12 protein-coding genes are annotated in these 16252 nt (G+C 51.0%); 2 read left to right on the top strand and 10 right to left on the bottom strand.

What is annotated here, in order from left to right; translation table 11 throughout:
• Window positions 1-96 precede the first annotated feature (96 nt).
• Window positions 97-492 (top strand): hypothetical protein, encoded by a 396-nt coding sequence (locus K4305_RS10435; protein ID WP_331562372.1) that lies wholly within the window; start codon window positions 97-99, stop codon window positions 490-492.
• Window positions 493-666: 174 nt separating this feature from the next.
• On the opposite strand, the gene K4305_RS10440 is transcribed toward K4305_RS10435, so the two are convergent.
• The 5 genes from K4305_RS10440 to K4305_RS10460 all read right to left on the bottom strand — a co-directional run bounded on the left by K4305_RS10440 (window position 667) and on the right by K4305_RS10460 (window position 5294).
• Window positions 667-972 (bottom strand): four helix bundle protein, encoded by a 306-nt coding sequence (locus K4305_RS10440; protein ID WP_331562373.1) that lies wholly within the window; start codon window positions 970-972, stop codon window positions 667-669.
• Window positions 973-1078: 106 nt separating this feature from the next.
• Complete coding sequence (locus tag K4305_RS10445) at window positions 1079-2905, bottom strand: Lcl domain-containing protein (RefSeq protein ID WP_331562375.1); 1827 nt, start codon at window positions 2903-2905, stop codon at window positions 1079-1081.
• A gap of 13 nt (window positions 2906-2918) precedes the next feature.
• Window positions 2919-4352: a hypothetical protein gene (locus K4305_RS10450; protein WP_331562376.1), complete on the bottom strand. Its 1434-nt coding sequence runs from the start codon at window positions 4350-4352 to the stop codon at window positions 2919-2921.
• A gap of 379 nt (window positions 4353-4731) precedes the next feature.
• Window positions 4732-5004, bottom strand: coding sequence for a hypothetical protein (locus K4305_RS10455; RefSeq protein ID WP_331562378.1), 273 nt, complete (start codon window positions 5002-5004; stop codon window positions 4732-4734).
• Entirely contained in the window at window positions 5001-5294 is a 294-nt protein-coding gene (locus tag K4305_RS10460; protein ID WP_012466248.1) for an IS3 family transposase, read from the bottom strand. The genes K4305_RS10455 and K4305_RS10460 overlap by 4 nt, the downstream gene beginning before the upstream one ends.
• Window positions 5295-6011: 717 nt before the next feature.
• Here K4305_RS10460 and K4305_RS10465 point away from each other — a divergent pair.
• Entirely contained in the window at window positions 6012-11024 is a 5013-nt protein-coding gene (locus K4305_RS10465; RefSeq protein ID WP_331562380.1) for a hypothetical protein, read from the top strand.
• A gap of 258 nt (window positions 11025-11282) precedes the next feature.
• On the opposite strand, the gene K4305_RS10470 is transcribed toward K4305_RS10465, so the two are convergent.
• The 5 genes from K4305_RS10470 to K4305_RS10490 all read right to left on the bottom strand — a co-directional run bounded on the left by K4305_RS10470 (window position 11283) and on the right by K4305_RS10490 (window position 16162).
• Entirely contained in the window at window positions 11283-12317 is a 1035-nt protein-coding gene (locus K4305_RS10470) for a DUF3800 domain-containing protein (protein WP_331562381.1), read from the bottom strand.
• Between the two features lie 305 nt (window positions 12318-12622).
• Window positions 12623-13144 carry a hypothetical protein gene (locus K4305_RS10475; protein WP_331562382.1) on the bottom strand — a complete coding sequence of 174 codons (522 nt, stop codon included), beginning with the start codon at window positions 13142-13144 and terminating at the stop codon, window positions 12623-12625.
• A gap of 110 nt (window positions 13145-13254) precedes the next feature.
• The gene (locus K4305_RS10480; protein ID WP_331562383.1) at window positions 13255-14031 is read right to left on the bottom strand and encodes a hypothetical protein; all 777 of its coding nucleotides are present in this window, start codon (window positions 14029-14031) and stop codon (window positions 13255-13257) included.
• Window positions 14032-14181: 150 nt separating this feature from the next.
• On the bottom strand, window positions 14182-14769 hold the full coding sequence (locus K4305_RS10485) for a recombinase family protein (RefSeq protein ID WP_331562384.1): 588 nt from the start codon (window positions 14767-14769) through the stop codon (window positions 14182-14184).
• 259 nt (window positions 14770-15028) lie between these two features.
• On the bottom strand, window positions 15029-16162 hold the full coding sequence (locus tag K4305_RS10490) for a hypothetical protein (protein WP_331562385.1): 1134 nt from the start codon (window positions 16160-16162) through the stop codon (window positions 15029-15031).
• Window positions 16163-16252: the final 90 nt, after the last annotated feature.

The raw sequence follows: 16252 nt of genomic DNA on the forward strand, positions 1-16252 counted from the left end.
AAGATGCGATTCGGAAGAAGACCGTTTCACATTTGAGGCATCTGCAGAAGACGCCGGAACAGGTAGAAAAACTATTTGATCACCCAAGCGTTCGGTATGCAAAGGGTTGAGTCCTTTAATTGCCGGAGTAATAATCTCTTTCAGCAACCGGCAGAGTTCCTCCTCGTAATCGACTTCAAAAGCAAGGGCACTTGCAGTGCGCCGCTTGTGCTTCCTGCAGGACGCATAGGCTTCGAACAGCTCTTCTCAAGGCTGATCGAACCGCTTGCCTGCGGGATCGGCATGTTACGGAACAGGTCGAGCTGTCCCGATCGGCCGCTCAACATGGCAACGACCCGGAAAACTGGCGATCCGGGCCGCATGCCTGCCGGTTCAAAACCCCGCACCGCTCGAACACGGTTGTTGTTGTTCTTGTTGTTGTCGTTCTGGTCGCCATTGCCGAAGTTCTGGTTCCACGCGTTGTTTGCATTGTTCTACGAAGAACTCCAGTAGTTGTTGTCAGCAAAACCGCCAACAGCAACAAAGCAGAAGCTGCATCATGACGAAAAGGCATCTTTCCGCCATCTCCTGTACCGCCCGGCGAACTGCCAGGCCGGCTCCCCGCCCCGCCGCTTTTGAACCAAGCCTTGCGCACTCCGGCCTGCCTTGGCGAGCCGGAGTGCGGCATTACCGGGAAGCGTTGTGCCACCCGGTAACCTGTCTGCCGATCGACTCCATGAGCGCGGCGATTTCAGCCTGCCGCTTCAGGGAGAGTACCTTCATATCCACCGAGAGGCGAATTTCAAGCTTCAGCAGTTCGAAATCATCCAGAAACGCCTCAAGAAATATCTGTTTGTCCTTCGCCTTGTTGGCACGATAGATGTGTCGCACCAGCACCATGCTGTCGCGCTTCAGATCCTGCCCCAACGTGTATTTGTACTCCCGAGGAAAGCTCTTCGTATACTCAAAGATCTTCAGGATAAGTGCATACATATCGCAGTAGCCGGAAGTTCATAGTAGAGTGCCATATATCGCAATTCTCGGCAAGGGGGGCATATTCCACCTGCACACCCGTGAAATTGACGAATGGATTAATCGTTTAAAAAGCCCGCACCGCCCGTACCTTGAAGCCGGTGTCCTTGGGGAGGTAGCTCTGCATGCCATAGTCGTCGAAGTACTGCATGCGCGCATTGAGCGCGTCGATCTCCGACGAACTCCAGTAGAGGGTGTCAGCAAAACCCTCTATTTGATGGAACTTAAGATTATCATACAGCTTGTCCAGCTCGTCTCTGCTCGGCAGGTACCAGTCTGTGTAACCTTCGGCACTCAAATTGTTACAGTACCCGGCGGCATAGTTTGAGCTTGCTCCAAGCGTAGTCACAATTAAGTTCGTGTTTTTCGCACCGAAGCCGAGACCCTGGTCATAGGCGAGGGTTGCAGTGCCATAGCCGCCCCATAGTAAATTCTTATCAGTGTATTCAGGAGCCGCGATAAGGCCATTGGTGTATGGGGCGCCAAGATAGGCGATGTAGCCGCCCTGGTATTTCTGGCCGGTCGCCAGCGTGAAGTTGACTGTACTGGAGCTCACTTCTGTCAAGCCTGGTACACTGAACTTGATGCTGTACGCCGTACTTGCGGTCGTGAAGTTGCTGGTATAGGTCAGGTCAACAAAGGTCGCCTTGCCGTCTGCTCCAGTTGTTGCCGTAGGGTTCGTCAGATCGCCTTTACTGCTCGGCAGTGACGCCGTTATCTGCACGTTTGCAACCGGAACCGGGTTGCCGCTTGCGTCCACGACCTGAATCACGGGCTGGGTTCCCAGACTGCTCCCGTTCTGGGCGCCAGCGGGCTGCGTCTCGATCATCAGGCTTGCCGCCGCTCCGCACACCGTCAGGTCAGCGGAGGTAACAACTGTCAGGCCGGGTGCTGTAAACTCAAGGGTATATGCTGTTCCGGCTGTTCCGGCAAGGCTCAGGCCGCTGAAGGTCGCGACGCCGTTGCTGGCCGTTACCGATTTGGTGCCGCCAAGCGTGCCGCCTGTGCCGCTCTTGATGGCAACGCTCACTGTTGCCGTGCTGCTGGTCACGACATTGCCGCTTGCATCCTGTACCTCGATAACCGGCTGCGTGGCCAGAGCACTACCGCTCGTACCGCCGACCGGCTGGGTTGTTATTGCCAGTTTTGCCGCCGCTCCGGTACTGACGGTCACGTCCTGGGTGGCTGCTATAAGCCCTGCTGCGCTGTAGGTGATCGTATACTGGATGCCTGCCGTGCCGCTGATGCCGAGATCCGTGAAGGTGGCGACGCCGTTCGTGGCCGTCACCGTTGAGGCGCCTACCAGCGTGCCGCCTGTGCTGACCGTGGCCGTTACCTGGGCTTGCGAACTGCTGACGGTGTTGCCCTCAGCGTCCTGGATCGTGACCTGCGGCTGCGTCGTGAATGCCGATCCTGATGCCGTGCCTGCGGACTCGCGTGTCAGTACGACCTTTGCCGCCGCTCCGGCTGTGCCGGTGGCCGTGAACGTGACCGGAGAACCGGCATATCCGGAGTTGGATGCTTCGATAGTATTGACTCCTGCAATTGCGCCAAGTGTCCAGCCTTCAATGCTCGCGATGCCATCTGGACCGGTCGTCACGGTCGTATTGCCCGTGATGCTGCCGCCACCTGCCGTGATTCCGAAAACAACGTCGATACCCGATACCGGGTTACCGAATGCATCGGTAATCCTGACTGCTGGTGCTTCAGCTACCGCACTGCCTGCTATACCGCTTTGCTGTATCGCGCTGTTGGCTGCAATCCGGTCCTGATCAACCGTTATCGATCGGATGGTAACGGCCTGTGCAGTGTGCAGCTGGAGTATGATGCTCATAAAGCATACGATACTTCCCGGTATGCTTTTCAGCCGGCTTGTCTTGCGAAGTCCTCTCATGGATGTGGGCGGATTATTCGGTTTCCATTTTAATGGTATAATTCTTGTCATCGGAACTAACCCTGATGAGATAGGTTGCGGCGATCTGCGGCAAGCGCTTCGTACGGATGACGATGTCGCTTGCGGTAGATTCGATGGTTCCCGCGTATGCGAATGATACGCCATTGCGCAGGACAAGGTCTATGTGTGGAGTACCGTTGCCTACCATAATATGAATATCGCCCTGCTGATCTACCGACGCACTGCCGTCGAGACCTGATTTCTCAATGACGGCATCAGCGCTTACGGCTGTTTCGTCAACCTTTGCCAGAAAGGTCAGAGGCATCTGCTGCGGGCGCTGCTGAACCTGCAACAGCATGGCGCTTTCTCCGTTGCTTCTTCTTGGCCGCATCCGGCCGGCCAGCCTGGTTTTCTGTGTGCCGGAACCCAGACCAAGCGCATAGGTGAGCATCATCCCTTTGTCGTCTTCAAGACCGGTTTCTCCGGCGCTGTACCACGAACTGATGCGTATCGGACCGAACCCTGCTCCAAGGCTGAAGCGCTCTTCACTGCTCCCTTTTTTCAACCCCGCATTGAGGCTGATCTCTTCGCATGGTTCCCAGACTACCGACAGATCGCCATAGAGCGATCGGTGGGTTTCTTTCGAGCCATCGGCAAAAGGATATTCCAGCGATTCGTAACCGACGGAGATTTTGGTGACAAGATTTTCATGTAAGGCTGCCTGTGCGGTTGCTGCCACGCCAAACAGCCTTCCTTCGCTGAGCTCCAGCGGATCGCGATACAGCGTATACGCTTCTGCGCTCTCTTTCATGAAGTATACCGGATCATCATGCGAGTCTTCATCGGCACGCGCTCCCCAGAGGCTTATTCCAACTGCATGGAGCCCGGTATCGGCAGCTTCATCGGACGTGATCCAATCAGCACCAATAACCCAGCTGTATTGATCAAGATCCTGCATGGCAGAACCTGACAGAAAGGTGAACGCTTTCTCTCCACGGAGATAACCACCGGATGCTTTCAGCTGCAGACCGTCAATCGGAGTCTGCCAGAGCGTATTGACTACCACGTCAAGAAGATGCTCGTCAAGGGTTACCGATAACCCGGCGGCAGCATGGCTGCCCAGCAGGCTGGCCATTCCCGCTTTGCCACGAAGGCCTCCCTCTCCCCAGCCGGGCTTGTAATACCCCAAACCGATATCAGCCAGGAAGTACTGCCGCCTGCCCCAGTACGAAAGACTGCTTGATTCCGGTGCGATACTTCCGTTGATTGTGCCATCCGCAAAAGCGAAACGTACCGTGGGCAGCAATGATTCGATCGATGGCAGGTCGGGATCAAGGCCTGCTTCAGCTTTGGTCTTCATGGATTCCAGCACACTCGACGCCTGCCGGAGCATGATGTTGTCACTCGATAACGCTGTGGACAGACCAGGTGGTTGGTCTTCAATCAATGGGATCTGGCCTGCTGGTAGCGAGTTATTCTGTTCGACTGCTTCAGACTGATGCGAGACAAACAAGAGACTCAATAACAGGCAGCAAAAACGAAGAGAAAAACGTGTAGGCATGGATGAGCACCTCAATAGTTATATCAACATGGGGAAGACACTATTGGATAATGATACCAATATATCACTGATATCTATTTACTCATAATACTTCAAAAGAAAATGCACAACAGTAGTGTCCGGTTAAAATAAGGCCATTTGCATGACGGGATCCCTCACCTTTTTGAGCAATTGTTCTTTGAGAGACAAAATATCTATCAACAGGCGATGCTCCATGAGTACAGCAGCGATCATTCGAGTCAGTTCCTGTAAAGAGTGGCGGTATTTAGTCTGGAATTTGATGTACGATACCAGCAGGTAATAACACATGGCCACCCAGATCTGCGTCAATACGGCGTTCTGGCTGGTGCCGAGGAATGACTTGATTTTCAGGTTCTGCTTGATCCACCTGAAGCTTCATCAGTTCCAGATCTTCAGTATTTGGCATGAGGCTTTTACTTTGCCCGTAGTACCCTGACCGGGTTACTCCGGCAAGTTCACATTGGGTAGATACCGACAACTGTTCTTTGTCGCTGATCCAGTTTTTACGCGCTTTCATAGGTACGGATCGACTTTTTTTTTGAGCCAACTCAACTCAACTTTGAGCCGACCTATTTCAGCATAAAGCTTTTCCGGATCTGCAAGTGGATCGACCGGCTTCGGGCCGCGCTTGGCCTCAAAGAGACCGGCCGCATGCTCTTGAACCTCACGCTTCCATTGCCCAACCAGATTCGGGTGGATACCAAATTCCCGACCGATTTCGTTCAGGGTTTTTTCGCCCCTGATTGCCTCAAGCGCCACTTTGGCCTTGAATTGTGCCGTAAAACTTTTGCGTTGCTTTTCGCTCATAACTTGTCCCTTTTTTGGGCAAGTTACCACCTTAAACACTTGTCTGAAAATCCGGGTCCACTACAGCTCTATGACCGAAGGAAAAGTAGGCCAGAGGAAAGCCCAACGTTCAGGGTAAAATATTGAAAAATGCACGTTACTCGGGCTCACTCAACACAAGGAGGTCATCCATTTGATTGAGTTTGGACAGAAAACAGCTCGGTTGCAGCCATGCTCTTTTAGTTTCTATCCACTTACGGGATCAAGTTTTCCAAAACGGTTTAGCATTCTATTATATCTGTTTCGTGAGCAGGCAGGCTCCAAAAGAGCTGGCGAGAAAGGCAGTTTTCGCATATGTTATATCACTGGCCGAAACCGCTCGACAGTTGGGGATGACAACCAACGCGGTTAACTAAATGCTTAAGCGAATATGATTTATGTCTGATGCTTAATTTATAAATTATGTAAAGAAAAGGGACGTTTTTATAGATGCTATTTGCGATATGTAGATACTAAACAAAGTCTTAAAAAATTGTTTTGCGGAGATCGTTATAACCCATACCCAACATCATGAATTCAACTACCAGTCCAGCAGCTACAGGACCTGCCGGCTCTCGGCTAGAGGGCCATGTTGGGGCACAGTACCTTTTACCGTTGCTGTCAGGCGGGGAAGCACGTGGACTGCCGGGCGTTATGGTTACGAGTGTAGCGTTCCAACGGGCTGGCTTCAACAATCCGATGGATGACGTCATCGTCATCGGGCATGACCGCCAAGGGCGTCCAGCCACGCTTGAACTACAGGCGAAGCGAACGATCAAATTTACTGCTAGAGACCATACTTTTGCAGAATTGGTCGCGCTGGCTTGCCGGGCTGTGGCCAAGTCCGAGTTTGAGACGACGCGCTACGAACTTGCGGTGGCGATTGCCCGTACGTCCACCAAAATCGAGCAGCACATCCAAGAGGTGCTAAAGTGGGCGCGCGAGTACCAGGACGCTGAAGGCTTCTTCCGCCGCCTGAACCAGCCCGGTGCCTCGCATCTGGCAATGCGTGAGTTCGTTGGCGCATTCCGCAACCACATGCGCGAGGCCGGCGCAGCTCATGACGACAGGGCGGTGCGGTTGCTGCTGTCTCGCTTTCAGGTGCTGGCGTTTGACTTTGAGCAGTCAGGCTCAATCTGCACACTGCTTGCGCATGATCGCTGCGTGATGCAGCTCGTCCCGCAGGATGCTATGCGAGCTGGTGAGCTGTGGGACTCGCTTCAGCAGATCGCGCTGCAAGTCGACGCCGTTGGTGGGAGTATGAATGCAACCACGCTACGCGAGCGCCTCACCAGCGAGCGTGGTTATCGTCTCGCGGGCAATCGAAGCTTGCATGTCGCTCGCGAGCAACTCGCAGGGATAGCAGAGAACGCGTTGGCCACCATTGACTCGCGTGTGCATGGGGTGGCAATCGAGCGAGGCGGCCTTGTTACTACAGCTCTTTCAAATCTTGAGCAGGGCAGATACCTCGAAATTCTTGGTGCAGGTGGAGTTGGCAAATCGGGAATACTGAAGGACCTCGCACAGCGCATAGGCTTCGAGTCCAGAATCTTTGTTATAGCCCCACACCGTATACCTGGTGGTGGCTGGGTAGCATTGGCGTCACTGCTCGGCTGTCAGGTTTCGGCTCATGAGTTCCTTACGGACTTGGCAGGTGATGGAGGAAGCACCCTTTTTATTGATGGTATAGATCGTTTTGACGACCGCAGTCAGAAAGCTACTGTCGCAGATTTGATCCGTGCGGCAGCAAATGTGCGCGGGTTCCGCGTCGTGGTCACGGCTCGGCTGGACTTCGATGCCGATGCGCGCTCGTGGCTGCCGGCGCAGGCACTGCAGGATCTCGGCAAAGCGTCACCGTTGGTCATGAATGAGCTCGGCGATGACGAGGTGGCTTGGCTTCGGGATGCGGACCCCGCACTCGCCGCGCTTCTGCGGCATGGGCATCCTGCCGAGAAGCTGGTGCGCAACTTGTACCGCCTGGATCGGCTGGCGCGCAGCGTGGCCGCCGAAGACGCGGCGCCCTTCAGCGAAGCGCAAATGGCGTTGCAGTGGTGGACTACAGGCGACTCGGCAGAGGCAAACTGTCGGATGGAACGCTGTCGCCAGCTTCGGTCGCTGGCGCTGCATTCACTGGCCTCGTCGGCTCCGATGGACACCAGCACCTCACCGGCGGATGCGGTCACTGCGTTGATCGAGAGCGGATCACTCCGTGCGCTCAGCTCGGTTCGCGTAGAGCCCGCGCACGAAGTGCTGCGTGATTGGGCGATCGGTTGCCTACTGTATCAAGAGCCGGAACATTTCGCTACGTTAGAGTTGGAAGCCCCAGCACCAGTGCACCTCGTGCGCGGCGTTGAGCTTGCTGCGCGGTTGCATGCGGAGAACACCGTCGACGAGACGGCATGGCGGTTTCTGCTTGATCAGGTGAGTGTGGCGGGTACGCACGGTTCATGGAGACGTACTGTCTTGCTCGCTCTTGCACATTCGGAGCGATCGGAAAAGGTTCTGACTCGCTGCTTGCCCGCACTGGCCGTGGACAACGCAGAATCACTTGCTGATCTCGTTCGCGCGGCTATCACCGTCGACTCGCAGGCTGCTGCGCCACTCTGGGTGGCACTGGGTGCCGACACGAGCAAGCTCACCGATGACTTCGTCGTGCCGAACGGTCCGGCGTGGGGTAACCTGATAAATTGGTCGCTCACAATCGGGGACAGTCTGCCCCACGCTGCAGTACCGCAATTTGTCGACATCTACAGTCGCTGGTGCAGTGCGTTTTTGGGGCGGGACGCGTTGTCACCTCTCCTTGTAGCACGTTTATATGCTTGGCTGGTAGAGGTTGAGGCGAAAAACCACCCAAAGGCGTTAGACTTCCAAGCGTGGATGGCTGCAAAGAACGCACCGGGATTGGCGATGACGACTGCACAGGAGGACGATCTTCGTACTGCTTTTCTCCTATGGTGCAAGCTTCGGCCTTCAGACACAGAGTCCTATCTTCGCGGAATAGCTGACCATCCACATCGGCACGTTCTATTTCGCCAGTTACTGCAGTTCATGGGTACAGCGACTTATGCTGCGCCGCAGGCCATGGCCGATCTTTTCCTGCAAGTCTTGACAAAAAAGGGCAATGAAGAACATGATCAAGGGTTACTGATGCGGGACGTGTTCTCGCCATGGGACCTTGAGTATTTTCCTGCATCGCCGGCGCGTGCGCCTTTTCTCTTACTGCTCCAGGCGGACAAGGAGCAAGGACTTCGGCTGGTGCACGGCATCGTAGCGCACGCCGTAAAGCTGCGTGCTTGCGGTCGTGAGCCACACGACAACAGCATCGAGATTCCGCTTCCCAGCGGGCAGCGCTCGTTTCCTTGTTACCAATCCTATATGTGGTCCCGCTCGCAGGGCAGCAGCATTGTCGCCTCGGCTCTTATGGCCTTGGAAGCGTGGGCGCACCTTCGAATCGAAAGAGAGGATTCTGTGCAGGAGGTGATCGATGATGTTCTTGGCCCTGAAGGATCACCATCAGCCTATCTGCTTGTCGCGCTCGATGTCATGTTGTCACACTGGCCAAAGACCCGAGAGTGCCTGTGGCCGTTTACCGCATCGGCTGAGTTGCTGGCGCTTGATCGTGAGCGCTTTGCCTTAGACACCGTAAACAGCAACAGCTTGCAAACATTCTGGGTACACCCTGAGCCGACTGGTGTGTTCCAGCTGGAGAGATTGCAGCGCCTTCCATCGCGCCGCATACCGCTCGACGCTGTACTCCATGAATACGGATTGCATGGTCCTGCAGAGGTTCGCGAGGCAATGCAGCATTCGCTAATAGAAGAGGCTGCACGAGTCGGAGCGCCGGATGGCAAAAGCCGTGGTATGACCGATCCGAGGTTTGCCGCAATGAGTGCGCTGAATCAGCTTGATTCCGCAAACTATGTGCAGTTAGCCAAGGATGAGAACGGCCAAATGACCTTCGAGTATGTGCACCCCATCGACGAAGAACGGCTATTTGCAGAACTCCAAAAGAAGGCAAAGCAAGGTGTCGATGAGGTTGCAATTAGCGTGCAACTTATCCAAGCCCTAACTGAACAGCTCTGTCCGTCTCAGCTTCTAGAGCAGGGCGTGCTTTGGGCGAGAGGCGCCGTTTCAGCGTCTCAGACTCATCCGGACAAGGACGAGCAAGAACGAATCGAGCGCACACGGCTAATCGTTGCCGCACTGTTGATGCGCGATGGTTCGCAGGAATTGAAGGCCGTGCAGGGTGATTGGGCACGCGCACAACTTGAAGAAGTGGTGATGCGCGAACCTGAAAATAGTGGGTACGCAAAGCAACTGCCATTCAACATGTCCGCGATTGCGGCCGTAGGGTTCCTAGCCGCATATCGAGACGATCCAGAACATGGGGACTTGCCGCACTTGCTTCACTTGGCGGTTCGACGCGATACGGGAATGGCTTCAGTGCTCCGTGCCGAAGTGGCATCACAGCGCCCGTTGCGCCCGGAACTCACACGGTCGCTGATTCGCCTTGGCTTTATATCTTCTATCTATGCTGTGCTGATGCGCGACTACGATAACTTCGACAACATCGACGACTATCTCTTGCGTCAGCAAGCGCGTGATACAGTGCGGAAGAAGGCCGAGAAAATAAGACTGCAAAGCGCGGTAACGGCAGAATTGCAATGGCTGAAGGGCGAGTGTCCGGAGCCATGCTGGCCTGAACTGCCCGATCCGCAGCCTCCCAAAGAACGACAAAGTTTATCCCTAGGCGAACAGCGGACTCGACAGAAACGATCCAATGTTCCGTTGCGCGTATTCGCGTTTGACGCGGCATTAGCGTCGAAATGGTTGTCGCTGGCTGTTGAACTCTGGCGTACAGCTCGTCCCGATCTGCTTTGTGGGTTGGTGCGTCATTGCTGGCCTTGGACCGCAGGTGCGAATGGTGTGGGTTGTGAGCCAGATGAGGAGCCTGGCGAACTGGCATACGAATGGAACGATACCTATTTCGCTGCCACACTTGTTGCCGCAGTCTCGGTTGGAGACACAGGCATTGTGGAATACGTGATAGATCCTCTCGCCAAATTGCCGGAAGAACGATTCTTTGATGCCGTAAAAGCTGTGCTACATGAGCTGGATCAGCTATGGTTAAACGACGAAGTGGTATCAGACAGTACTGCAATATCGATCCGAGAAGCGCTGGCAAAGCAGCTCATTGAGACCCGATTATGGCGCAATTTGGCGTCCGAACGTTCCGTGACAATAGAGATTCATCTCGCCGAGGCGGTTGCGGCGATGTTTATGGGAGAGCACCAAAGGGGAAGAGGGCCTCACTGCTATGTCCTTATCCCTGGAGCCACCCGCGTTGACATACTCCTGCCCATGCTTATGCAATTAGTCGAGCAGGCAGCAGGATCTTTGTTTGTTGCTATAGCCTACCTCGGACTGCTGGAGGTCGAGCCGCATGTGAATCGGCTGATGTTCATGAATCGTGCTGTGATGGCGTGGTGGCGGGTACATGGCGCAAATGCTGAGTTCTGGATCGATCACGGGATCGGACAGCGCATATGCAACTGGATCGACAAGGCGCTACTCAATGGGCCAGTTTCATCAAAGATACTTGACAGCGTGGAAGTCACCGCGATTGTCGATATTTTGGTGCAATGCGGTATGCCGTTGGCAAGGGCGCTCGAGGAGCGCCTCGCGGCATGCCGAAAGTCAGACGTCCGATGAGTTTTGGAGTCATCAGCCGCGGGGCATTGCAGCCCAAGGTACCCAAAAATTTTCTGGTGTCTATTGTAACTCCAGCGGTCTTCAAAGCCTTCTCTTAAAGATCAAGCGATTGCTACCCGTTCGATACCCCGGCATATCCAAAGTGTCTCTGAGGAAAAAATACCTATTAAATCGAATTATGGACCAGACTTGAAGCCCAACTTCGCTCAGCTAACGGTATGGAGCGGCAGCGGAACACCGGTCAGGTAAAGAAAATTGTTAGCCCTTTTTTTTAATTTGCTCTGAGTGAACAGTAATGCACCCGTCCGCTCCTCTAGTTCCAAGTTGCTCTGGTGTAACATCTGCTGTACAATTCTTGCAGATAATATTTTTATCGCTGATTGTATCAATCAGCTGCCTAAATAACGGCCCACCTACTTTGGATGGTTTTGTGGCATAAACAAACAATCCTGCTATCAGATCAGCTATTTGTATAACTGGCTCAATCTTTGAATCGCAGGATCTTACATCAACTATATTGATATCGGGGTAAACTATGCAAGCTTTGCTTACCACGACTTTCCTATCATAGCTCTGGAGACCTTTCAGCAGTTCCCCTAAAGCAATGTCGGTAGTCGCTTTAGTATTGTCGTAACGGATTTCAAAATTTTTTATTTTAAAAGCATTTCGAATGTGAACTAATAATCCCAAAAGAATTACGTCGTATATTTCACTTCTATATCCCTGACATCTTACTTCTTCTATGGATAATTGCGGCATCATTAAGAACGGTCTTAAAAACTCTTCTGCCTCGGGTTTAACAGACGAGCTATGTTTATGAAGATCAAGTATGCTTTGCTTGTCTTTTTGTCTAATGAGATTTTGATATAGCTTTAAAAATTGGTTGTACCAACCCATGCCCATATAACTAGGTAAGCATATATTAAGTAAATTTGCATAGGCTCTTATTCCTCCTTCTTTAGAAATATCCAATCCCATTTCTGCGTAAGCAGGTTCAATGCAGTCTAATACAAACTTCTCAATCAATATGCTTTTTTTATCAACGAGGTAAACACAATAGCGGTCTGATTTTTCGCTAATAAATTGAATGAACCGCTCTAAACCAACAGGCTTTTTGCGTTTTTTTATTGACTTGAATTTGAGTTCCTCTGACTGTACTCCATTAAATATTTTATCGCGAATTTCATAATAATCACAATCATCCATCCAGCAGGCAGCAATTGCGAAGAAAGGCTGGTCTTTACAGAGAAGATCTGCGCCAGTATGACCGCTTTCATCGAGATAGATTTTCATGTTAAGCTTTCTGTGCGGCTCACAATTAATTAACTGGATCCCCCTAAACTGCAGATTATTGACAACTAACCCATATAATACACAATTGAAAAACTACTTGTTCCTCTGTTAACTGCAAGATTATAAAACACTTATGTCTAATAATTCGTTTTATTTTCGCTTCTTATACTGATCGGCATAACAACGTCGTCATTTCCTGAATGATTTGCTCCTGAGACTATTGATGTCGGTTACTTTCATAATACGATATACTTCTTTATTTCCTGCTCCGTCCGCTACTACACCTTGTTATACAGCTTGACTGTCTAAGGCGGGGCAAAGCACCGGCACTTCTCTCGAATCTCTGCGAGCGCAGCGAGAACCGCGACGAGATCGATGGACTCGTTTCGAAAGGACAACGTTCCATTGATTGGGTTGTAACTTCGGTGGAAGAACTGCGGCAGGCTCAACCGCGTTGGTTCAAAGGGATCGATTCTAAAGTCCATGTAGACGGCCGAGTTGTTGCTATCGAACCAATCCTCAATCCGTTCATCGTAGTGTTCAAAGTGATTTCGAAAGGTGCGATCAGCAAGTATGTTGTCGTCATCTATACCAAGAAGCTCTCGCAGTTGCTTGCCGCGAGCCATGTATTTTTTCCTGGTAGGCCAGAGAATCTTTGACACGTTAGCTAAAGCGACTAAAAGCGATTGAATCGAACCCCAGATTTCGACTGATTCTGAGGACTTGGCAAGTCGATCAGCAGCCATCTCGGCGAACTTCGATTGGATGACGATTTCGCTGATAAGAACCTGCTCGGCGAGTGGCTTTAGCTTCGTGTTGTCAGTCATCGACCTTCATTTTAGTTAGGGGCGCTACAGGCATACGCAGTGTACTAGCAACGACTGGCTTGGCGGGCGGCCTTTAGGCCGTACCGTTCAAGGTTTGGTTCGGGATGTTTTCATTCTGTATCGAACATCAGGGTACTTGCCATGATGTCAAACACTGGACGGACCAGTTCAACTCGTTCTTTTTTAGCGTTGAGAATAAGCATATAACGCTTGCCATCCCGAATAGTTGCGAGGGTAAGGGAAGATGCCGGGATTCGCGCAGAGGATGTGACCAAAGTAAAGTCATACTCGATGATCACCCTTCGATCTCCAAAAGCATCAACAAACCTGACATTTCGGACCTTTGCATCGGGATAGGCTTTGGAGAGTACCGAATTCCAGTATGCCTCGTCCATTTCCTCCACGGTACTGCTGTCAGCGCTACGAACAGACAAATTGCAGGTGGCGAAGCTACCATCCTGAGCATGGAGCATGACCAGCGTTCCTTTCAGCTGGGGTGGCACAGACTCCCAGTTTGATGGGTAACGAAAGGATACCCGGTGAGTGTTGTCACGGAAAATGCGATGCGCGTCTGTGCTGTCGATCGAGAATCGCGAGGCGATGCGGCTGGTATTGTGGCTGCCATCAAAACTACCGATGAATGACGGGACGGCAACAAGAAGGCACATTGAAAGGCAGCCGAGTGCAAGCCTTCTTGAAAGGACAAGGCCCAGCAAGAGCCCAAGAAATGCGACGGCAACCCCGAAGACCACGCGAGGAATGACGCCGTATCCGTCGGCTTGCCAGCCTATGGAACTACTCAATACAGTGAAACCAAGACTGAATGCTGCCACAGCCCCAATTCCACCAGTGACCAAGCGAGAGCCAATCGTGCGCTTTTCTGTCATCTTCTACTCCCGAACATTAAATATTATCTATACTACAGATTTTCTTTTCCCTCACAAATACATCTAATCAGCATCAAATCGTATCTTTAAGTCGCTATATGGGATGGTTTTGATGTTGATTATCATCCTTATGCAGCAACCGCATAATTTTCAATTTGAATTGTTTTCCCCGATCTTCAGAAACCGATAATAACTCGCCCGTGAGATCTTCAGCGTGCTGCAGATCTCGCCGATACTGATGCTCATATTCTTGCTCATCTTTTTGGCCATCTGCACTTTCGGATCATCCTTCGAGATTTTCGGTCTCCCACCTTTTCTTCCTCTCGCTCTTGCTGCCGTCAGGCCTGCTTGGGTACGCTCCTGAATAAGGCGACGCTCAAATTGAGCCAGAGTGCCGAAGATATTGAATATCATCTCACCGGATGCCGTAGTGGTATCAATGCCGCCGTCATTTATTGAGCGGAATCCCACTCCCCTTTTCTGCAACTGTTCGACAATATCGATCAGGTTCCGGAGTGAACGGCCAAGCCGGTCCAGCCTCCAGATAATCAGGGTATCACCTTTTTTCAGTTCTTTCATGCACTCGGCAAGCCCCGGCCGGTCAGCTTTCGCCCCGCTTATCTGGTCTGTAAAGATATGCTGTTTTTTGCAGCCTTCTTGTTTGAGAGCATCAAGCTGCAGGTTCAGTTCCTGGGCTGAAGTCGAGATCCGGGCATAACCGATCAATCGTCCTTCCATACATTCTCTTGCTAATCTTAAAAAGCACCCATTTTAACGGATTACTGAAATATAGAAATACGAAATGGTTTTATAAGACATAAAAGGCCCGAAAAGAGGGGTGTTTCGCTCCCCTTTTCCGTGTCTCATCAAACGACCGTTTTGTGAGACTGAGACCAATATTACTTATTATTGGAACAAGCAATTTCTATCGTCATTGTATTCACTCCAAGATATTTTCAATAAATTTTCCACAACCAGGTAAGTCAGTTTATTGGGCTCATATCTCGTTCTTTCTATTATTACGACTGGCTATAAATAGCGCCAACTTTTCCGCAATCTTGACACCGATTTGTTGTATTGTTTCGTTTTGATCATTTGAGTTAATTTCCTCATCAATTATTCTACAAATTTCCTTATTAACGGATAACTCACTGTATTTGATCAAAAAAGCATCAATTATTGCTTTATATACCGTCCTAACTTCTTGCCCTGGTTTTATATACCCATCGTCAAATTGAGGAACCAAGGCTGAGTTAAAATCTGGTATTCTTGTTTCAGCTGGTTCAGAGTCCCTTAGTGGGTTTACTAAATAACCGAACTTAAACTTTTCCCCCTCATAGCTATCTGCTAATCTGATGATATGGCCAATCCCTCCAAAAAATTGTACCAATCCATCAACATTACATCCGTTTGAGTAGACACAAACAAAATGGTCGAAGTTACTCAGAATAGGAATCATATCTGTCTCTGGAAACGAGGAGTACCAACGAATAAATGTATCTGCTGACCCAGAACCATTCAGAATAAAGTTTCTCACGCAATCAAAACAGGGCAAGAGCGCTATATTGCTGGCATTAGCCCCAAGCAAATTGAATGCCGATTTCAGTAGACCACGAAAATAGTCTGCCCCCCCTATGGTTGGCTGTAAATGCAAATAACTTTCCAAATATCCTTGTTCGGATGTTATATTGGCCCGAATTTGAGCAAGGTCAATATTTGCATTGGGACAATATTTATTGAGCTCATGAACTAGCCATTCAAGCTGTTTAGTATTCCCAATTATTCCTTTAATATGTGTTCCAAATGGGATCTCTTGAGACTTGATAACCGGTGCGGAAACTTCAGGAATGCCACCTGGTTTGAGATTATACTTAACCCCTTCTGTGTCAGATATTCCCTTCAGAGTCGGGCCATCGCCCCCTCTTCCACCCTTGGATCCAAGCAGGTTCCGAAACTCCTGTAACCCCTTCTCAAGTGCAACATCAATGGACGACCCAAACTGAGACTGCGCCTCATTACAAACAATTTTTTTCGAAACCCACCTCGCACCAAGAAAATTTTGTAGTATGTGCTCTCCATATGAATCTTCAAATCCTACTTTCTCATAGATACAGGTATGCGGTTTAATCATTTTTATATTTATTGAACTTAGTAATGTGTTGATTATCGTCTAAAATAACCGTTTTAAAAAAGCGAAATCAAACAATTGAAAGGTTGATAG

The sequence above is a fragment of the Chlorobium sp. genome (genome assembly GCF_036528655.1).
Lineage (GTDB): Bacteria > Bacteroidota > Chlorobiia > Chlorobiales > Chlorobiaceae > Chlorobium.